Origin of the sequence: Burkholderia lata, assembly GCF_902499335.1 — a bacterium.
Classification (GTDB): Bacteria; Pseudomonadota; Gammaproteobacteria; order Burkholderiales; family Burkholderiaceae; genus Burkholderia; species Burkholderia lata_B.
Map to the genome: position 1 here is coordinate 89626 of NZ_CABVQK010000019.1, position 19206 is coordinate 108831.

The 19206-nt window shown below is 66.6% G+C and carries 18 protein-coding genes; 11 read left to right on the top strand and 7 right to left on the bottom strand.

The window, feature by feature from the left end:
• Positions 1-43: 43 nt before the first annotated feature.
• The 3 genes from BCO18175_RS35430 (at position 44) to BCO18175_RS35440 (ending at position 3367) form a co-directional block, all read left to right on the top strand.
• Positions 44-877, top strand: a complete 834-nt coding sequence (locus BCO18175_RS35430) for a fucose-binding lectin II (protein ID WP_174914341.1) — start codon at positions 44-46, stop codon at positions 875-877.
• Positions 878-1069: 192 nt separating this feature from the next.
• Complete coding sequence (locus BCO18175_RS35435) at positions 1070-1804, top strand: fucose-binding lectin II (protein ID WP_174987822.1); 735 nt, start codon at positions 1070-1072, stop codon at positions 1802-1804.
• Positions 1805-2161: 357 nt separating this feature from the next.
• Positions 2162-3367: an NAD(P)/FAD-dependent oxidoreductase gene (locus tag BCO18175_RS35440; RefSeq protein WP_174987825.1), complete on the top strand. Its 1206-nt coding sequence runs from the start codon at positions 2162-2164 to the stop codon at positions 3365-3367.
• A gap of 93 nt (positions 3368-3460) precedes the next feature.
• Here the strand turns inward: BCO18175_RS35440 and BCO18175_RS35445 are convergent, their stop codons facing one another.
• Positions 3461-3982, bottom strand: coding sequence for an RrF2 family transcriptional regulator (locus BCO18175_RS35445; RefSeq protein WP_172209230.1), 522 nt, complete (start codon positions 3980-3982; stop codon positions 3461-3463).
• A 183-nt stretch (positions 3983-4165) separates the two neighbouring features.
• Between BCO18175_RS35445 and BCO18175_RS35450 the strand changes: the two genes are divergently transcribed.
• Entirely contained in the window at positions 4166-5005 is an 840-nt protein-coding gene (locus BCO18175_RS35450) for an AraC family transcriptional regulator (protein ID WP_174987828.1), read from the top strand.
• A gap of 57 nt (positions 5006-5062) precedes the next feature.
• On the opposite strand, the gene BCO18175_RS35455 is transcribed toward BCO18175_RS35450, so the two are convergent.
• Entirely contained in the window at positions 5063-6427 is a 1365-nt protein-coding gene (locus BCO18175_RS35455) for a M23 family metallopeptidase (protein WP_174987831.1), read from the bottom strand.
• A 342-nt stretch (positions 6428-6769) separates the two neighbouring features.
• On the opposite strand from BCO18175_RS35455, the gene BCO18175_RS35460 reads away from it, so the two are divergent.
• Complete coding sequence (locus BCO18175_RS35460; RefSeq protein WP_174987833.1) at positions 6770-7639, top strand: mechanosensitive ion channel family protein; 870 nt, start codon at positions 6770-6772, stop codon at positions 7637-7639.
• Between the two features lie 68 nt (positions 7640-7707).
• Here BCO18175_RS35460 and BCO18175_RS35465 read toward each other — a convergent pair whose 3' ends face one another.
• The 3 genes from BCO18175_RS35465 to BCO18175_RS35475 form a co-directional block, all read right to left on the bottom strand.
• The gene (locus tag BCO18175_RS35465) at positions 7708-8841 is read right to left on the bottom strand and encodes a branched-chain amino acid ABC transporter substrate-binding protein (RefSeq protein ID WP_174987836.1); all 1134 of its coding nucleotides are present in this window, start codon (positions 8839-8841) and stop codon (positions 7708-7710) included.
• Positions 8842-8917: 76 nt separating this feature from the next.
• Positions 8918-9994 carry an ornithine cyclodeaminase gene (locus tag BCO18175_RS35470; protein WP_174967961.1) on the bottom strand — a complete coding sequence of 359 codons (1077 nt, stop codon included), beginning with the start codon at positions 9992-9994 and terminating at the stop codon, positions 8918-8920.
• A gap of 58 nt (positions 9995-10052) precedes the next feature.
• A complete protein-coding gene (locus tag BCO18175_RS35475; protein ID WP_174914361.1) occupies positions 10053-11090 on the bottom strand; it encodes a histone deacetylase family protein in 1038 nt (345 codons plus the stop codon).
• A gap of 115 nt (positions 11091-11205) precedes the next feature.
• Between BCO18175_RS35475 and BCO18175_RS35480 the strand changes: the two genes are divergently transcribed.
• From BCO18175_RS35480 to dbpA, 5 genes are all read left to right on the top strand, one after another.
• A complete protein-coding gene (locus BCO18175_RS35480) occupies positions 11206-11694 on the top strand; it encodes an Lrp/AsnC family transcriptional regulator (RefSeq protein WP_174987839.1) in 489 nt (162 codons plus the stop codon).
• A gap of 65 nt (positions 11695-11759) precedes the next feature.
• Complete coding sequence (locus tag BCO18175_RS35485; protein ID WP_174988083.1) at positions 11760-12047, top strand: hypothetical protein; 288 nt, start codon at positions 11760-11762, stop codon at positions 12045-12047.
• A gap of 509 nt (positions 12048-12556) precedes the next feature.
• On the top strand, positions 12557-14200 hold the full coding sequence (gene mqo / locus BCO18175_RS35490; protein WP_174987842.1) for a malate dehydrogenase (quinone): 1644 nt from the start codon (positions 12557-12559) through the stop codon (positions 14198-14200).
• Between the two features lie 356 nt (positions 14201-14556).
• Positions 14557-14754: a hypothetical protein gene (locus BCO18175_RS35495; RefSeq protein ID WP_124454371.1), complete on the top strand. Its 198-nt coding sequence runs from the start codon at positions 14557-14559 to the stop codon at positions 14752-14754.
• Positions 14751-16148 (top strand): ATP-dependent RNA helicase DbpA, encoded by a 1398-nt coding sequence (gene dbpA / locus BCO18175_RS35500; RefSeq protein WP_174914369.1) that lies wholly within the window; start codon positions 14751-14753, stop codon positions 16146-16148. Before BCO18175_RS35495 ends, dbpA begins: the two co-directional genes overlap by 4 nt.
• 21 nt (positions 16149-16169) lie before the next feature.
• On the opposite strand, the gene BCO18175_RS35505 is transcribed toward dbpA, so the two are convergent.
• The gene (locus BCO18175_RS35505) at positions 16170-17054 is read right to left on the bottom strand and encodes a LysR substrate-binding domain-containing protein (protein ID WP_174987845.1); all 885 of its coding nucleotides are present in this window, start codon (positions 17052-17054) and stop codon (positions 16170-16172) included.
• Positions 17055-17176: 122 nt separating this feature from the next.
• On the opposite strand from BCO18175_RS35505, the gene hndA reads away from it, so the two are divergent.
• Positions 17177-18127: a 2-hydroxy-1-naphthoic acid nonoxidative decarboxylase gene (hndA, locus tag BCO18175_RS35510; RefSeq protein WP_174987848.1), complete on the top strand. Its 951-nt coding sequence runs from the start codon at positions 17177-17179 to the stop codon at positions 18125-18127.
• 71 nt (positions 18128-18198) lie between these two features.
• On the opposite strand, the gene BCO18175_RS35515 is transcribed toward hndA, so the two are convergent.
• On the bottom strand, positions 18199-19101 hold the full coding sequence (locus tag BCO18175_RS35515; protein ID WP_174987851.1) for a SphA family protein: 903 nt from the start codon (positions 19099-19101) through the stop codon (positions 18199-18201).
• Positions 19102-19206 lie beyond the last annotated feature (105 nt).

A 19206-nucleotide genomic window follows, 5' to 3' on the forward strand; every position in this document is an offset into this window, starting at 1 on the left:
CCCCCCTTTTGCATCGAAACCCGCCCTACCAACGGAGACATCCATGCCACTCCTTTCGGCTTCGATCATCAGCGCACCCGTGGCGACATCGGAAACCTACGTCGACATCCCGGGCCTGTACATCGACATCGCCAAGGCAGAGATTCGAGACGGGAAACTGCAGGTCATCCTCAACGTGCCGACGCCATACGCGACCGGCAACAACTTCCCCGGCATCTATTTCGCGATCGCGACCGACAAGGGCGTCGTCGCGGATGGTTGCTTCACCTATTCGTCGAAGGTGCCCGAAAGCACCGGTCGCATGCCGTTCACGCTCGTCGCGACGATCGACGCCGGCACCGGCGTCACGTTCGTGAAGGGCCAGTGGAAAAGCGTGCGCGGCAGCGCGATGCATATCGATTCGTACGCGAGCCTGTCCGCGATCGGGGACACGGCCGCGCAATCGTCGTCGCACGGCAGCGGAAGCGGCGAAACCGGAGCGGGCGGCAACCCGGGCGGCACGGGTAGCGGCACGATCGGCGGCGGCGGCGAGCGCGACGGTACGTTCAACCTGCCGCCGAACATCAAGTTCGGCGTCACTGCGCTCACCAACGCGGCGAACGACCAGACGATCGACATCTACATCGACGACAACCCGAAACCGGCCGCCACGTTCAAGGGCGCCGGCGTGCAGGACCAGAACCACGGCACCAAGGTGCTGGACTCCGGCAAGGGGCGCGTGCGCGTGATCGTGATGGCGAACGGCAAGCCGTCGCGGCTCGGCTCGCGGCAGGTCGATCTCTTCAAGAAGTCGTACTTCGGGATCGTCGGCTCGGAAGACGGCGCCGACGACGACTACAACGACGGCATCGTGTTCCTGAACTGGCCGCTGGGCTGAACACGATGACTCACGGCGCGGCAGAGTGCCGCGCCGTTGTCGCACCCGCAATGGCGATGGGGTCAACCCCACGTTGCGAATCAATTCATTCGAGCAGTCCGTTGCAGTTCCACGCTGTACTCCGTGCGCGACAGCGGCGAAATCCATTCACCGGCCGCGCAACGCGAGACCTTTCATCGAGACGAGGACGACATGTCACAACCGTTTACCCATGACGATCTGTACGCCCTGCTGCAACTCGCCGGCAACGATGCAACCACCGTACAGGCGAACGGCGACCAGGCGGTGCTCGACCGGATGCGCCAGTTCATGACCGCGCAGCTCGTGGAAAAGCTGCCGCAATACGATGTGTTCGTCGACATCGCGACCATCCCGTACAGCTTCGACGTCGGCAGCTGGCAAAACAAGGTGAAGGCCGATGCAGCCGGGCAGGTGGTCGCCTGCACGGTGACGTGGGCCGGCGCGCCCGGCGTGCTGCCCGGGGCCGCGGCGAAGTTCGGCGTCGGTGCGGTGGTCAATTACTTCTCGAAGGCGACGCCGCAGCCCACGCAGCCGGATACCACGACGACCGGCGGCGGCGAACGCGACGGCATCTTCAACCTGCCGCCGAACATCGCGTTCGGCGTGACCGCGCTGGTCAATTCGTCGGCGCCGCAGACGATCGAGGTCTTCGTCGACGACAACGCAAAACCGGCCGCGACGTTCCAGGGCGCCGGCGTGCAGGACACGAACCTGAACACGCAGATCGTGAACTCCGGCAAGGGGAAGGTACGCGTGGTCGTGACGGTGAACGGCAAGCCGTCGAAGATCGGCTCACGTCAGGTCGACATCTTCAAGAAGACCTACTTCGGCCTGGTCGGATCGGAAGACGGGACGGACGGTGACTACAACGACGGTATCGCCATCCTGAACTGGCCGCTCGGCTAAGCCGCGCAATCCTGGCCCTCATCGCCACGCCGCCCGGCGTGGCGATTTGCTTCAGCACACCAGATCTGACGCTGCGAATGCGTCCCGCCTCCCTGACCAATCGGCCTGTCCTAATCGATTGCGTCAGGTCGCGGTACTGATGCGACCACGCATCGATCGCCTTTGCATCGAAGCGATTTCCCCTTCTCGACACCACCTTTCGTCGGGTCGCTCCCTGATTGATCCACGCGCCATTCCACACACAGGACTTGCGCTCGATAACTACGACTCATAGAATCGTAGTTATCGAGCGCATCGATGCGGCAGGCAACGTCGGTGTTCTACCGACCTCATGCATCAATCAACCGGAGTCAATCAGTGGCAAAGCGAATTCTTGTTATCGGGGCCGGCTTCGCCGGCATGTGGAGCGCGCTGAGCGCGGCGCGCGTGCTGGACGCGCACGGTCGAACCGACGTGGAAATCACCGTGGTGGCGCCGGATGCCCATCTGCACGTCCGTCCGCGCCTCTACGAAGAAGGCCCGGCAAACTTCCGGGCGCCGCTCGGCGAGATCTTCGACGCGGTGGGCGTGACGTTCGTGCAGGGCACGGTCGAGCGCATCGACGTGGCGCGCCGGGCCGCCGACGTGCTGCGCACGGACGGTGAAGCGACGACGCTCGACTACGACCGCCTCGTGCTGGCGACCGGCAGCCGCCTGTTCCGCCCCGCGATTCCCGGCCTGGCCGAGCATACGTTCAGCGTCGATCAAACCGACGAAGCCGTCGAACTCGAAGCGCACATTCGCGATCTGGCGTTGCAGCCGGCCTCCACGGCCCGCGATACGGTCGTGGTAGCTGGCGGCGGCTTTACGGGCATCGAGACGGCAGCGGAAATGCCGGCCCGCCTGCGCACCGCGCTGGGCGAGCACGCGAACGTGAGGGTCGTGATCGTCGAGCGCAACGGCGCAATCGGCCCCGACCTGGGCGCGGGCCCGCGCCCCGTCATCGAGGAGGCGCTGCGCACGCTCGGCGTGACGTGGAAGCTCGGGTCCGGCGTCGCATCGGTCGACGCGGGCGGCATCACGACGGCGGACGGCGAGCGGATCGAGTCGAGCACGGTGATCTGGACGGCCGGCCTGCGGGCCAGCACGCTGACGGAACAGATTCCGGGCCGCCGCGACGCGACGGGGCGCCTGCACGTCGATCGCAACCTGGCGGTCGAAGGCGTGCCGGGTGTCTACGCGACGGGGGACGTCGCGTATGCGGCCACCGACGACGAAGGCAACCACACGATGATGTCATGCCAGCACGCGATGAACCTGGGCCGGTCGGCAGGGTACAACGTGGCAGCCGATCTGCTGGAGCTGGAACAGATCCCGTACAGCCAGCCGAAGTACGTGACGTGCCTGGATCTCGGCCCGTGGGGCGCGGTCTATACGGAAGGTTGGGATCGTGAAGTGAAGCTGACGGGTGCGGAGGCGAAGAAGCTCAAGCACCAGATCAATTCCGAATGGATCTATCCGCCGCGCGCGGATCGCGCGGAAGCGCTGGCGGCCGCGGATCCGCTGCGGATCGTCGTGGCCTGAGCAACGCGTTTGCCCGCACGATGCGCGGGGTGCAGTGGCTGCATCCCGCGTGTCGTCGTGCCACGCCGCCGCGGCTCGGCGGCGCGACGCGAATCAGCGCTCGCCGCCGCGGCTGGCCGCGCGGTCGGCAAACCAGCCGACCACCTTGGGGCCGTAGCCCGCAGGCGCTTTCGACCAGGCCTGCCCGGCGAGATCGGCGAGCGACTGCTTCCTGAGTTCCTCCCGCATCGCCCGTTCCGCCGCCTGCATCACCGCGTGAATCGAACAAGTGCCGCGCGTGGCCCACGCGGGCGGCTCGCCTTCGAACACCGCGCACTGGCCGCGCACTTCACGGCAGTCGAACAACCGTTTGTCGCCGTCGATCGCTTCGACGACGTCCTGCACGGAGATGTCGCGCGCGGGCCTCGCCAACGCGAAGCCGCCGCGAATGCCTTCGCTGGACACGACGATCCCGGCCTTCGCGAGACGCGTGAAAAGCTTGGCCGCGTAATCGACGGAGACGCCCTGCATCTCGGCCAGGTCGCGCACGCTCGCATCGCGAACGCCCGTGGAAGTGTCGGCGAGATAGAGCAGGCAATGCAGGCCATACTCGACGCCGGTGCTGATGAACGACATGCTATTGCGACTCGTGGTATCGGAGTTGGGAGCGTAGCGCAGTGCGGCGACAATGTCACCCGTCGCGCCATCCGTCCCGTTTTCGGCAGCGATGATTGCTTGCATTCGCCAGCCCTGCAAGAACGATCAAATGCCCCCGCCGCCGATACCATATAGTCCGCTCGACACCCTCAATGGCACGCCATGAATCCGATTGGACAAGCACTCTGGTTTATCGAAACCAAACTGGACCGCGAACTGACGCTCGACAGGATTTCCGCCAATTGCGACATGACGCGCTTCGGCCTCTTGCGCCTGTTCTCGATGAATACCGGCTGGCCGGTGATGCGCTATGTCCGGTCGAGGCGGCTGACGCGTGCGGCACGTACGTTGGCGGAAGGCGCGCCGGACATCCTGCAGGTGGCGCTCGATGCCGGCTATGGCTCCCATGAGGCGTTCACGCGCGCCTTCCGCGATCTCTTCGGCATCACGCCCGAGGACGTGCGGGCACGGCGCACTCTCGACGGATTGTCTCTTGTGGAGCCGCTACGCATGAAAGAACTGAAACTCATCGACGTCGCACCATCACGCTTCGAAACCGCCGGAAAGCGGCTGATCGCCGGCATGAGCGACCGGTACACGTTCGAAACCAACGAAGGCATTCCGGCGCTATGGCAAGCGTTCATCCCATACATCGGTACCATTCCCGGCCAGGTCGACGACGTGACCTACGGCGTGTGCTGCAACCCGGATGCGGATGGCAGCTTCGAATACATCGCGGGCGTGGAAGTCACCAGCCGCGACCGGTTGCCCGCGCCATTTCGATGCGTCGAACTCGCACCGCAGCGATATGCGGTCTTCGAACACGGCGGGCACATCTCGACGCTGCACCAGACGTTCTACAGCATCTGGAACGGCTGGCTGCCGACGTCAGGGTTCAAGGCGGCCGACGCGCCCGAATTCGAGCGCTACAGCGCGGACTACGATCCGGTGACGGGCGCCGGCGTGCTTGAAATCTGGTTACCGGTCGAACCCGCTGTGTAAGCGGTTTGCGTCGATCGGCCGCGACGTGGCTCGCCGCGACCGGCACCTCGCCAATCGTCACCCGGCCCGCGATCCAGCGGGCTTCGACATCGCAACCGGCTGCGACCACTCAACCGACGCCAGGCGCGTGCGCGCATCGAGCACCACGCGGTTGAACGCCATGCGCCGCTCACCCTTCAGCTTCGCCGCCTTGCCCGCTTGTACCAACGCAATCGGGTCGACGAGACGGTCATGCCGCCGGACCTCGAAGTGCAGATGCGGCCCCGTGGCCGTGCCCGTGCTGCCGACCGCGCCGACCCGCTGGCCGCGCGCGACCCGCGTGCCGGTTCGCAGCGCCAGCTCGAATGCCGACAGGTGCGCGTAGTACGACGCATAGCCGCCGTCATGGCGGATCACCACGTACTTGCCGTAGCCTCGCGGCTCGGTGCCGATGAACGTCACGACGCCGCGCTCCGACGCATGAACCGCGCGCCCGGCCGGCGCCGCGAGATCGACGCCGGAATGCACATGACGCGTGCCGGTCACCGGATGTACGCGCGCACCGAAATGCGAGCTGATCCGGTTTGCGCTGACCGGCATCGCAAACTGCGAACCGGCGAGCGGCACGCCGTCGAGGTCGTAATAGGCGCCCGGCGAGCCGGCATCGGGCGCAAACCACACGCCTGCGACCTGCTGGCCGCGAAAGCGGAGCTCGAGCGCCGTCACGCGTACGCCACCAGGCAGTGTCGCGTTGGCGTCGGGTTCGTATGCAACGCGGAAGGTGTCGCCAAGCGCTCCGTGCTGTTTCAGGTCGACGCGCCCGGCAAGCATGCGGGTGATCTGCGCGGCAACGCCGGCCGGCAGATCGGCGCGCGCCAGCGACGCGTGCAGGCTGCCGACGATCGCACCGGCCCGCGCGCCATGCTCGGCTTCCGCAAGCTCGAACGGCTCGGCGGCGGCGAGGTCGACCGGACGCCGTTCGAACGCGGCCTGCTCGCCGATCGCGGGCAACGCCGACGCAAGACCGTACTCGAACCTCGACGCGTACGCACGTTCGACCGCACCGCGCGCCGCATCGCACAGCACGCGGTAAGCCACGCAGGCACCGAAGCGCGCAACGGGGTCGTCACGTTCGCCGGCCGTCGGCGCGGACAACGCATGCGACGCATAGGCAACGTCGAGCGGCGCGGCCGTCGATGCGTGCAAGCCGCCCCACGTCGTGCGCGCGGCATTGAAAAAAGGCACGTCGACAAGGTCGGCCGTCACGGGCGAAAGCGGCGCGGCGTCGTGAGACGCGTGTGCCACCGCACCCGGTGCGCCGGCCACACAGGCCGCCGCGATGACACCGCGCAGCAACCCGCGGCGCATCGGGAAACCGCAAACGCCGCGTTGTGAGGGTTGACCTTGTTCGCGTGCGAGACGGAAACGCAGGTCTAACCGCATGACGTCGTCACTCGCTGTCTGTCAGTGAAAAAACGGAAAAGAGCCGGGTATCGCGGAGGAACGATCGTCGCGACCCGGCAACGTGAATACGAGTGTATCGGCGAGATCAAAGCGGCTGAATAGGACTCGTCTCATTTGATCGAAAAGCCGCTTCGTACTAAGTCGAAATTGCGATTTCGCGGCCTGGCGGCACGGCTGTGCGGCATTCGACCCCGCCCGTTCGCGCGAACCATCGTGCGCCGTGTACGGTCGAACGCTGCCCGCGTGTGAGCGCAAGCCTGCCGCGACTAGCCGCCGGCACGCTACGCGTCGCGCACTGTTTCTTCAACCCGGAATCCCGTCATGTTTCTCGATCAACTACATCCGGAACGCTGGACGTTCCTGTGGAGCGCGCTGTCCACCCTCTCCCTCAAGCTGTGCGCCGGCCTGGCACTGCTCGTCGCCGGCTGGTGGCTGTCGAAACGCATCGGCAACTGGCTGAACCGCCTGCTCTCGAACAAGGAGCGCGTCGACGACACGCTGCGGCCGATCCTCTGCGACGTCGCCGTGTGGGGTGTGCGCATCGTCGCGATCGTCGGCGCGCTGTCGCAGCTCGGCATCGAAACCGCGAGCATCGTCGCGGTGCTTGGCGCGGCCGGCCTCGCGATCGGCCTCGCGCTGCAGGGCACGATGCAGAACATCGCGGCCGGCATCATGCTTCTGCTGCTGCGGCCGTTCAAGGTCGGCGACTATATCGACGGCGGCTCGGGTGTCGCGGGCACCGTCGACGAGGTCGGGCTCTTCATGACGCGACTGACGAAGCCGGACGGCATCTGCGAATACGTGCCGAACAGCGCACTGTGGGGCAGCTCGATTCGCAACTACACACGCAACCCGACGCGCCGCCTCGATCTCGAAGTGGAAGTGTCGGTGCATGACGATATCGATCGCGCGCTCGACGCGCTGCGCGCGCTGGCCGCGGCCGATCCCGACGTGCTGCAGGATCCCGCGCCGGACGTGATGGTGATGCGCTTCGACGACAGCACGGTCGTCGCGAACATGCGCGTGTGGACGCACACCGACAGGTTCTGGGCGATGCGCTGGCGCCTCGCACGCCAGATCCGCAAGACGCTCGCCGACGCGAGCTGCACGCTGCCGATCCGCACGCGCGAGCTGCACATCGTGCACGACGCGGAGCGTCGCGCCGACCGCGCACAAACGCGCGCGCTGTAAACGGCGAAGGCCGCGAAGCCCATCCCGCTTCGCGACCCCTGCGACGTCAGCGCGACGTCACCGACACATCACATCTTCACGATATCGAGCAGCGCCTTCTTGCCGCTCTTGTACGTGAACACCGAGATCGCGCCGTGCTTCAGGTCGCCCTGCGGCGTGAAGCTGGTTTCGCCGATCACACCGCGGTAGTCGGTGGCCGGCATCGCGGCCAGCACCTTCGCCGGGTCGGTCGAGTTCGCGCGCTTCATCGCGTCGACGATGATATTGACGGCGTCGTACGAGAACGGCGCATACACCTGCATCGGCTGGTGGTAACGCGCTTCGTAGCGTTTCGCGAACGCCGCGCCGCCCGGCATCTTCTCGAGCGCGATGCCCGCTTCGGAGCACACGACGTTGTCGGACGCCGGGCCCGCGAGCTTCGGCAGGTCGGTCGAGCACACGCCGTCGCCGGCGAGGATCTTCGCGCGCATGCCGAGCTGGCGCGCCTGCTTGGCGAGCGGACCGCCCGTTGCATCCATGCCGCCGTACATGATCGCGTCCGGATTCGCGCCCTTGATCTTCGTGAGGATCGCGCGGAAGTCGATCGCCTTGTCGTTGGTCGCGTCGCGCGACACGACCTGCATCCCGGCCGCCTTCGCGGCCTTCTCGAACTCGGTCGCGAGGCCCTGCCCGTACGCGGTCGAATCGTCGACCACGGCCACCGTCTTGATGCCCATGTTCTTCGCCGCGTACATCGCGAGCGCCGGCCCCTGCTGCGCGTCGGTCGCGACGACGCGATAGGTCGTCTTGAAGCCCTGCTGCGTGTAGGTCGGGTTGGTCGCGGCCTGCGAGATCTGCACGACGCCGCCGTCACGATAGACGCGCGATGCCGGGATCGACGTGCCCGAGTTGTGATGGCCGACGACGCCGATGACCTTGTCGTCGACGAGCCGTTGCGCGACCTGCGTCGCGGTGCGCGGATCGCCCGCATCGTCCTGCGCGTCGAGCTGCAGCGTGACCTTCTTGCCGCCGATCGTCAGGCCCTTCGCATTGATTTCCTCGACCGCGAGGCGCGCGCCGTTCTCGCTGTCCTTGCCGAGGTGCGCGATCGCGCCGGTCAGCGGTGCAACGTGGCCGATGCGCACGATTTCGTCCGCGTGTGCGGGCAGCGCGCACGTGAGCGCCGCCGCCGCAGCCAGTGCCGTCATGGGATGTCGAAGCATGTCTGTCTCCTGGTCAGTCTTGTGGGTCCCGTTCAATGCGGGACGTGTTGTGGTTCGGATGACGAAGCGTAGGCGATCAATGGTGCAGCGCTTCCTGCACCGCGCGCCCCATCCCAGCCGGCAGCACGCCGGTCTCGCCGCGCGTCGCGACGCCGTACAGGTCCTTCGGATCGCGCGGCGCGGGAATCAGGTCGAGCTCGATCCCGATGTCGCGCTCGCGTGCCGCCGCGTTCAGGTAGCGCAGCGCCGAGAAATCCTCGAGCGCGAAGCCGACCGAATCGAACACCGTCACCTGCGCATCCGATTCGCGGCCCGGCTCGGCGCCCGACACGATCCGCGCGAACTCGATCACCGGGAAATCACCCGGCATCTGCTGGATGTCGCCTTCGATGCGCGTTTGCGGCTCGTATTCGACGACGACGCGCGCGCGCCGCAGCACGTCCGCATGCAGCTCGGTCTTGCCCGGGCAATCGCCGCCGACGGCATTCACGTGCATCCCGTCCTCGATCATGTCCGGCGTCAGGATCGTCGCGTTGGTCTTGTCGGCGGTGACCGTCGTCACGATGTCCGCGCCGCGCACGGCGTCCGCCGCCGACGCGCAGCGGATCACGCGCAGCGCCGTGAACGGCGCGAGGTTGCGGATCAGCTTGTCGGTCGCGGCCGGATCGATGTCGAACACGCGCAGCTCGTCGATGCCGAGCATCTCGTGGAACGCGATCGCCTGGAACTCGCTCTGCGCACCGTTACCGATCAGCGCCATCGAACGCGCATCGGCGCGCGCGAGAAAGCGCGCGACCAAGGCGGAGGTCGCGGCGGTGCGGATCGCCGTCGTCAGCGTCATCTCGCTCAGCAGCAGCGGATAGCCGGTATCGACGTCGGCCAGCACGCCGAACGCCATCACCGTCAGCAGATCAGCCTTGGTGTTCTTCGGATGGCCGTTCACGTACTTGAACGCGTACAGCCGCGCGTCCGACGTCGGCATCAGCTCGATCACGCCATCGGTCGAATGGCTGGCGAGGCGTGCGGTCTTCTCGAACGTCTCCCAGCGCCGGTAGTCCTGCTCGATATACGAGGCCATCGTCGTCAGGATCTGCGTCATCCCGACTTCGGCCACGAGCGTCGACACGCTCGTCACATCCAGGTATCGCGTCATGCCCTTGCTCCACGGTTGCGGCGGCGCGAAGGCCGCCGTTGAAACGGTCGGCGCCGCGTTACGCGCGCCCTTCGAATCCCAGCAGCACGTTGACCGCATTGATGCCGATCTCGTCGACCATGTAGCCGCCTTCCATCACGAACAGCGTCGGCACGTTCAGGCGCGCGAGCGCCGCGCCGATGCGCAGGTAGTCGGGCGAGCGCAGCCGGAAATGGCTGATCGGGTCGTGCTCGAAGGTGTCGACGCCGAGCGACACGACGAGCGCGTCGGGCGTATGCGCGGCGATCGCGGCGACCGCCTGGTCGAGCGCGGCGGCATAGGTGTCCCACAGCGTGCCCTTCGGCAGCGGCAGGTTCAGGTTGAAGCCTTCGCCCGCGCCGATGCCGCGCTCTTCCGCATAGCCGGAGAAGTACGGGTACGACACCGGCGGCTCGCCGTGGATCGACGCGAACAGCACGTCCGCGCGGTCGTAGAAGATGTCCTGCGTGCCGTTGCCGTGATGGAAATCGACATCGAGCACCGCGACGCGCGCGGCGCCCTGTGCGACGCAGTGCTGCGCGGCGATCGCCGCGTTGTTCAAGTAGCAATAGCCGCCCATGTACTCGCGGCCCGCGTGGTGGCCGGGCGGGCGGCACAGCGCGAACGCCGCACGCGCCGCGCCGCTCGACAGCAGATCGGCGCCGGTGAGCGCCGAGTTCGCGCTCGCACTCACGGCATCCCATGTGCCGGCGTTGATCGGCGCGCCGGCGTCCATCGCGTAGAAGCCGAGCTTGCCGTCGATGAACGCGGGCGGCGTCGCGGCGGCCGGCATCGCGCGCACCGGCCACACGAGCGGCAGCGCCTGGCAGGTGCGGCCTGTCGCGGTCCACTCGTCCCACGCACCGGCGAGGAAATCGACGTAGCGCGTGCTGTGCGCGGCCGCGTAGCTGGCACGGTCGAACGGCTTCGGCGCGATGACGTCGCCGAGGCCGGCGGCGCGCACCTGCGCGAGCACCGTTTCGGCGCGAAGGGGGTTTTCGAACGAATCGGTGATCGCGCCGTCCTTCAATTCGACGCCGCGATGCAGTTGGTGATCGCTGCTGTAGACCGTGAGCATGGTTGACTGTTGCGGTGAGGGTGGCAACAGTTTATTGACGGCAAGAGGCAATAGCTTTGCTTTCGACGCGCGCCTTTCGTACAATTTTGAGAAAACCGTCTACGGAATTCCGGAAATGAGCAAAAATCGCGCTTCGGCCGAACTGGATGGCGTCGACCGCGCCATGCTGCGCCTGCTGCAGGACGACGGTGCGCTGTCGAACGCGACGCTCGGCGAGAGGCTGTCGCTGAGCGTCACGCCCTGCTGGCGGCGCCGCAAGCGGCTCGAAGACGAAGGCGTGATCACCGGCTACCAGGCAAACCTCGACCGGCGCGCGCTCGGCATGAACGTGTTCGCGTTCGTGCAGGTGACGTTCAACATGCATTCCGACCAGGATTCCGATCACTTCGAGGACGTGATCCGGCAACACGACGAAGTGACGTCCTGCCACAAGATCACCGGTGCGGCCGACTACATCCTGCAGGTCGTCGCGGCCGATCTCGATGCGTATGCGGAATTCGTCGAGCGCGTACTGCGGAAGCAGGCCGGGGTGTCGTCGATCCAGTCGAGCCTCGCGTTGCGCGAAGTGAAGTTCTCGTCGCGCGTGCCGGTGCCGGGCGACTGAACGATGCGGCGCACGTGCAGGCCGTCCTCTGATTCTCCGAAACTCATCCCATGGAGCACTACTTTATGAAGCGTTTCCTCCCTTCCGTGTCGCTGGCCGCCACGCTGGCCTGCGTGTTTGCACTGAGCGCCTGTGCCGCGCCATCCACGCCGCCGGCTCAATCGCCGGCGCCCGCCACACCGCCGATGGTCGGCGGCGATCGCGATGCGCACGGCTGCATCGGCTCGGCCGGCTATTCGTGGTGCGAACAAACGCAGCAATGCGAGCGCCCGTGGGAACTCGCGAAGCAGAAGGGTTTCGCAAATTCGGCGCTGGCGTACGAGCAGTTCTGCCGGAACAATGTCGCGAAGTGACGCAACGTGACATGACCTGATCGGGACGCGGTGCAACGCCGCGTCCGACACCCCCGATCCCGCGCGGTTATCCACATCTTTCCCGGTTCCCGCGACCGTCATTCCGGAAACCCGGACACGCAAAAAACCCCACAAAAACAACGGTATTTTTCGTTTGTGACACAGCAAACGAGTTCGGTTACATTACGCGCCCCTTGCCACCCCGCCCCCGCAAAACGCGTCGCGCGCGGCCTCTTTCCACGCAGCCTGAAGCGCCTTCCGCTCAGGCTTGCCGCAAGGGCCCGGGCGCGTTGTGCGCCACTGTGACGCAGGCGCTTGCCTGCCCACGGGAAGCCGATCCGAAGGTGTCCTTCCCGACGGTTTCGCGTGCGCAAATGCGACGGCGCGCGGCGTCGATCCGGAATTCCGGATTCGCGATCCGGATCTCCGGATCCGTGTTTCACCGCGGTCGACACGCGCCTGGGCGGCTTGGCAAACCGATGCATCCAAGTTGAAAAAAGGGATCTGCTGTGATCAAAACGTTACGGGTAATACTGTCGGCGCTCGCGCTGTGCGTCGCCGCGTCGTCCGCGCACGCCGCCGATACGAAGAAGGTCGACGTCCTGCTGGTGGGCGGCGGCATCATGAGCTCGACGCTCGGCGTCTGGCTGCACGAGCTTCAGCCTGACTGGTCGATGACGATGGTCGAACGCCTCGACGGCGTCGCGCTGGAAAGCTCGAACGGCTGGAACAACGCCGGCACCGGCCACTCGGCGCTCGCCGAGCTCAACTACACGCCGGAGAAGGCGGACGGCAAGATCGACATCTCGAAGGCGATCGAGATCAACGAGTCGTTCCAGATCTCGCGCCAGTTCTGGGCGTGGCAGGTCAAGCAGGGCGTGCTGAAGAACCCGCACTCGTTCATCAACTCGACGCCGCACATGAGCTTCGTGTGGGGCGACGACAACGCCCGATTCCTGAAGAAGCGCTACGAAGCGCTGCAGGCCAGCCCGCTGTTCCGCGGGATGCAGTATTCGGAAGACTACGACCAGATCAAGCAGTGGGTGCCGCTGATGATGGAAGGCCGCGACCGCAACCAGAAGGTCGCGGCGACGTGGACGCCGATCGGCACCGACGTGAACTTCGGCGAGATCACGCGCCAGTTCGTCGGCTACCTGAAGACGCAGCCGAACTTCACGCTGTCGCTGTCGAGCGAAGTGCGCGAGATCTCGCGCAATGCCGACGGCACGTGGCACGTGAGCTGGATCAAGCTGCACTCGGATGAACCGGCGCAATCGGTCGACGCGAAGTTCGTGTTCATCGGCGCGGGCGGCGGTGCGCTGCACCTGCTGCAGGCGTCGGGCATCCCCGAGGCGAAGGACTACGGCGCGTTCCCGGTCGGCGGCTCGTTCCTCGTGACGGACAACCCCGAAGTCGTGAAGCAGCACTTGGCGAAGGCATACGGCAAGGCGTCGGTCGGCTCGCCGCCGATGTCGGTGCCGCACCTCGACACGCGAATCATCGACGGCAAGAAGATCATCCTGTTCGGGCCGTTCGCGACGTTCTCGACCAAGTTCCTGAAGAACGGTTCGTACTTCGACCTGCTCAAGAGCACCAACACGCACAACGTCGCACCGATGATGCGCGTGGGTGTGGACGAATTCCCGCTGGTCCAGTACCTCGCCGGCCAGCTGATGCTGTCCGACGACGACCGCTTCAACGCGCTGAAGGAATACTTCCCGAACGCGAAGAAGGAAGACTGGCGCCTGTGGCAGGCCGGCCAGCGCGTGCAGATCATCAAGCGCGACCCGGTGAAGGGTGGCGTGCTGAAGCTCGGCACCGAGATCGTCGCGTCGCAGGACGGCAGCATCGCGGGCCTGCTCGGCGCGTCGCCGGGCGCGTCGACGGCCGCGCCGATCATGCTGAACCTGATGAAGAAGGTGTTCAAGGACAAGGTCGCGACGCCCGAGTGGCAGCAGAAGATCCGCCAGATCGTGCCGAGCTACGGCACGAAGCTGAACGACAGCCCGGCGAAGGTCGTCGAGGAGTGGACGTACACGAGCGACGTGCTGCAGCTGTCGCCGCCGCCGAAGATCGACGTCAACACGCCGTCGCAGGCCGCCGGCAACGCGCCGGCCCGCCCGGCGAAGGCCTCGGCCGACATGGCGCTGTAACGCGCGGAGCGCCGCGCGACACCGTTGCGCCGCATGACACGGCCGCCCTCCGGGGCGGCCGTTTTTTCTTGGCGGCGGCGATCAGGGCCTGTTTTCGCAAATAACAGGCCCTGAATGCCCGCCCTCCCCGAAAGCGTCGCCCGCTGCCGGTCGTCCGCAGCCGATCGTCCGCAACCGGCCGCCCGCTTCCGCTAGAATTGCGGCACGCGCGACCCCGTCGCCGCCCGATCCATCATCCGCATCGACGCAATCCAAGCGACGCCCGATGCGGCCCGCGCCCGAGCCGCGCGAGCGCCGCACGCCGTTGCCGCGCCCGCCCGGGCGCGCCATCAACCGAATTCAGCTGGAGAAAGACCGTGTTTACCTGCCGAAACCAGAGCTGCGGCACGCAGTGGGAGCAGTCCGACGTCGTCATCAAGGACGAAGGCCAGGGGCTGCTGTTCCGCTGCCCGCTGTGCGGCGCGCGCAACTACCTCGAACGCTTCGAAGACGACGAAGGCACGGTCGTCTACGAGCAGATGGAAGGCCGCCCCTACCTCGGAGACCTGTCTTGACGCAACCGACCGCCACGCCGTTCAGCGCGCTGCCGCTGACGCCCGCCACGCTCGCGAACCTCGCGCAGCTCGGCTATGTCGACATGACGCCGATCCAGGCCGCGAGCCTGCCGATCGCGCTGGCCGGCCAGGACCTGATCGCGCAGGCGAAGACGGGCAGCGGCAAGACCGCCGCGTTCTCGCTCGCGCTGCTGGCGCGCCTCGATGCGCGCAGCTTCGACGTGCAGGCGATGATCCTGTGCCCGACGCGCGAACTCGCCGACCAGGTTGCGCAGGAAGTGCGCCGCCTCGCGCGCGCCGAGGAGAACGTGAAGGTGCTGACGCTGTGCGGCGGCACGCCGATGCGCCCGCAGGCGCAGAGCCTCGAGCACGGCGCGCACATCGTCGTCGGCACGCCGGGCCGCATCATGGATCACCTCGATCGCGGCAACCTGAAGCTCGACGCGCTGAACACGCTGGTGCTCGACGAAGCCGACCGGATGCTCGACATGGGCTTCTTCGACGACATCGCGAAGGTCGCGCGGATGTGCCCGACCACGCGCCAGACGCTGCTGTTCTCCGCGACCTATCCGGACGGCATCGTGAAGCTGAGCCAGCAATTCCTGCGCAACCCGAAGGAAGTGAAGCTCGAAGAGCGCCACGACAACAGCAAGATCCGCCAGCGCTTCTATGAAGTGACGGAAGACGAGCGGCTGCACGCGGTGGGCCAGTTGCTGAACCACTACCGGCCGGTGAGCACGATCGCGTTCTGCAACACGAAGCAGCAGTGCCGCGACCTGCTCGACGTGCTGCATGCACAAGGCTTCCACGCACTCGCGCTGCACGGCGAGCTCGACCAGCGCGAACGCGACCAGGTGCTGATCCAGTTCGCGAACCGCAGCTGCTCGGTGCTGGTGGCAACCGACGTGGCCGCGCGCGGGCTCGACATCGCGCAGCTCGAAGCGGTGATCAACGTCGACGTGACGCCCGACCCCGAAGTGCACGTGCACCGCATCGGCCGCACGGGCCGCGCGGACCAGGACGGCTGGGCGCTGAGTCTCGCGAGCATGGACGAGATGGGCCGCGTCGGCGGGATCGAGCAGGCGCAGAAGCGCGACGTCGAATGGCATCCGCTCGCGGAACTGAAGCCGGCCGACGACGGCGTGCTGACGCCGCCGATGGAAACGCTGCAGATCCTCGGCGGGCGCAAGGACAAGATCCGTCCGGGCGACGTGCTCGGCGCGCTGACCGGCGACGCCGGGTTCGACGGCAAGCAGATCGGCAAGATCAACGTGACCGAGTTCTCGACCTATGTCGCGATCGAGCGCGGCGTGGCGCACGACGCGCTGCGCAAGCTCAATGCAGGGAAGATCAAGGGCAAGCGGGTCAAGGTCCGGTTGATGGACGAGGAGTGATGCCGACGCGCGCCGCGACACTTACGCGGCGCGCTCACCCAGCATCACCAGATACTGCCGTACTGCCCCCCATTCCGCGCCGACCCGGCTGATCGCGACGAGTTCGGAGCCCGGCACGCCGCCGGCGAGTTTCCGGTACACGATGTTCGGCGCCGCGATCCGGCTCAACGGCGACGGAACCAGCGCCACCCCGAGGCCAGCCCCCGTCAACGCCAGCACCGACAGCGTGCTGCTCACCTTGTGTGCGATGCGCGGCGTCTTGCCGAGCACCTGCCGCAGGATCGCAAGCTGCCCTTCGTCGTCACCGTCCGCCGCATAGAAAATGAACGGCTCGTCCGCGAGTGCCGCGACGCTCACCGAGCGCTGCTTCGCGAGCGCGTGCCGGTCGTTCATCATCACGTTCCACGCCCAGCTGCCGACCGTCCGCACGGCCAGCTTCGGATCGAACGCCGTGCCGAAAGCCGGGCAATAGCCGATGTCGAGCCGGCCCGCGAGGATCGCATCCTGCTGCGCGGCCGGCGCCATCTCGTGCAGGTCGAGCGTCACCGCCGGCCACGCCGCATGAAACGCAATCAGGTCGTCGGACAGCCGCCCCGTCGCGACCGCATTGCCGACGAAGCCGATCCGCACCACGCCCGTCTCGCCGCGTGCCGCGCGCTGCACGACCGCCTTCGCGCGCTCGGCCTGCTCGAGCGTGTGCCGCGCCTCGGTCACCAGCAGCCGGCCGGCGTCCGTTAGCGCCACCTTGCGCGTGCTGCGCTCGAACAGCGCGGTGCCGAGTTCGTCCTCGAGCGCGCGAATCTGCATGCTCAGCGCGGGCTGCACGATATGCAGCCGCTCCGCCGCACGGCCGAAATGCCCCTCTTCGGCAACCGCGAGAAAGTAGCGCAAATGGCGAAGGTCCATACGGTCGATTCATCACTCAAAACAATCAATCCTGAAATTTAATCTATTGGATTGAAAAATCAACCACGCGCATCCTGACGGTCAGACGCTGCACCGCAGCCCACTTCCACAGGAGCCGAATCATGTCCGACCGCAACCGCATCGATGTCCACCAGCATGTCGTCCCGCCGTTCTGGGCCGACGCGCTGCCCGCCCACGGCGGCGACCCGTCCGGCTGGAGCAGCCCGACCTGGAGCCCGGAAAGCGCGATCGCGTTCATGGATTCACTGGAGATCCAGACCGGCGTGCTGTCGCTGACAGCGCCCGGCGTCCAGGGCTGGACCGGCCAGGCCAAGCGCGACATGGCGCGCCAGGTCAACGAATACGTGGCCGGACTCGTCGCAAAGTGGCCGACCCGCTTCGGCAACTTTGCGACGCTGCCGCTGCCCGACGTCGACGGCACGCTCGCCGAAATCGACCACGCGTTCGACACGCTGAAAGCCGACGGCGTCGTGCTGCTGAGCAACTACGGCGGCGTCTATCTTGGCGATCCGGCCTTCGAATCCGTCTGGGCAGAACTCGACCGCCGCCGCGCGGTCGTGTTCATCCACCCGGCGAAGCCCGCGATCGATGCGATACCCGGGATGCCCGGCCCGCTGCTCGACTACCCGTTCGATACGACGCGCACGGCCGTCCAGCTCGTGCTCAACGGCGTGATCGCGCGGCACCCGAACGTGCGGATCATCCTGTCGCACGCGGGCGGCTTCCTGCCGTACACCGCGTACCGCTTTGCCGAACTCGCGCCGGGCGTGCGCAACGACGTGCCGAACCGCGACGGGCTGCTCGACCTGCTGCGAACGTTCTACTTCGATACCGCGCTGTCGGCGCCGTCCGCGCTGCCGAGCCTCACCGCGTTCGCGCAACCCGATCGCGTGCTGTACGGAAGCGACTTCCCGTACGCGCCGCCCGCCGTCAGCACGTCGTTCACCCACGCGCAGGATGCGTATGCGGCACTGGGCGCCGATCGGCACGCCGCGATCAACCATGCGAACGCATTGCCGCTGTTCCCGCGTCTCGCTGCGCTCGCGCGGTAACGTAGGACGCAGTAAAGCGTGACGCCCCGCAATGGCGGCGTCACGCGCGCAACCGGAGTCGCGCCGTCAGGTCAGAACGGAATGACGGCCTTCGCCCACACGGCCTCCCCGGCCGGCCGGTTGCGCACGAAGAACTCCTTCACGACGCGCGCTTCCACGCTGATCTTGCTGAACTGATAGCGAAACCCCGGCCCGATCGCGAACGTCTGGCCGCGAAAGCCGTCGCCCGCGACCGGCTGCCCGTTCTGCATGTCGTCCGTGGTCTGCTTGACGAAATAGCCCGACAACCCGACCCGCGCCTTCGGCGTGACCGCGTAGCTGGCCGAATAGTCGACGTGAAACAGGTTCCCCGAGTGATAGTGCGTGTCGTTGTTCGGCGAGTTGAAGCTGTACGTGATCTTCGCGGACACCTCGACCTTGTCGTTCGGCAACCACGACACGCCGAAGACCGGCCGCGCGGTGTAGTAGTTCTTGCCGGTGTTCAGCGCCGAATGCGCGTCGTACTGCCCGGTCGGGAACACGAACTCGATCGCCGCCACCGTGCGCAACGCGCCCGAACCCCACGCGATCAGCGCGGGGCTGACGATCAGGTCGCCGAGGTTGGTGCGGTCGAACGACGCGCCGCCCGCATCGAGCGAGAGGTGCTGCATCGGCAGCACCGCATACGCGCCGTAGCGCCCGCCGAGCACCGACAGGTTCGACATCCAGACCACGCGCGGAATCAGCACGTCCGCATCGAGCTTGAAGCCGGGCACCGAGCCGTTGCCATGCGAATCGTTGAAGCGCGACGCGTGGTAATGCGTGTAGTACAGCAGCGCGTACAACCCGGCCGGCGGCAGCGCGCCGGCAAAGAACGCTTCCGCGCCCTCGCCGATCGTGTCGCCGCCGCCCTCCGTCGCCCATGCGCCCGTGCTCAATGCGATGCCCGCGCACGCGGCGAGCGCGCGCAACCCGAATGCAGACTTCCGTTTCATCGACGTCTCCAATATTCGTTCTACTGAATTGATTTTTTTCATGGGTGCTTTCATGAGCACCTGTGTTGCCGCCACTTGCTACACGGCGGCAACACGTCCTGCCGA

Coding starts and splice junctions, on each gene's coding strand:
- BCO18175_RS35430 (WP_174914341.1), top strand. CDS start 44: ATGCCACTCCTTTCGGCTTCGATCATCAGCGCACCCGTGGCGACATCG.
- BCO18175_RS35435 (WP_174987822.1), top strand. CDS start 1,070: ATGTCACAACCGTTTACCCATGACGATCTGTACGCCCTGCTGCAACTC.
- BCO18175_RS35445 (WP_172209230.1), bottom strand. CDS start 3,982: ATGTCGTTCATCAGCACCGGCGTCGAGTATGGCCTGCATTGCCTGCTC.
- BCO18175_RS35450 (WP_174987828.1), top strand. CDS start 4,166: ATGAATCCGATTGGACAAGCACTCTGGTTTATCGAAACCAAACTGGAC.
- BCO18175_RS35455 (WP_174987831.1), bottom strand. CDS start 6,427: ATGCGGTTAGACCTGCGTTTCCGTCTCGCACGCGAACAAGGTCAACCC.
- BCO18175_RS35460 (WP_174987833.1), top strand. CDS start 6,770: ATGTTTCTCGATCAACTACATCCGGAACGCTGGACGTTCCTGTGGAGC.
- BCO18175_RS35465 (WP_174987836.1), bottom strand. CDS start 8,841: ATGCTTCGACATCCCATGACGGCACTGGCTGCGGCGGCGGCGCTCACG.
- BCO18175_RS35470 (WP_174967961.1), bottom strand. CDS start 9,994: ATGACGCGATACCTGGATGTGACGAGCGTGTCGACGCTCGTGGCCGAA.
- BCO18175_RS35475 (WP_174914361.1), bottom strand. CDS start 11,090: ATGCTCACGGTCTACAGCAGCGATCACCAACTGCATCGCGGCGTCGAA.
- BCO18175_RS35480 (WP_174987839.1), top strand. CDS start 11,206: ATGAGCAAAAATCGCGCTTCGGCCGAACTGGATGGCGTCGACCGCGCC.
- BCO18175_RS35485 (WP_174988083.1), top strand. CDS start 11,760: ATGAAGCGTTTCCTCCCTTCCGTGTCGCTGGCCGCCACGCTGGCCTGC.
- BCO18175_RS35505 (WP_174987845.1), bottom strand. CDS start 17,054: ATGGACCTTCGCCATTTGCGCTACTTTCTCGCGGTTGCCGAAGAGGGG.
- hndA (WP_174987848.1), top strand. CDS start 17,177: ATGTCCGACCGCAACCGCATCGATGTCCACCAGCATGTCGTCCCGCCG.
- BCO18175_RS35515 (WP_174987851.1), bottom strand. CDS start 19,101: ATGAAACGGAAGTCTGCATTCGGGTTGCGCGCGCTCGCCGCGTGCGCG.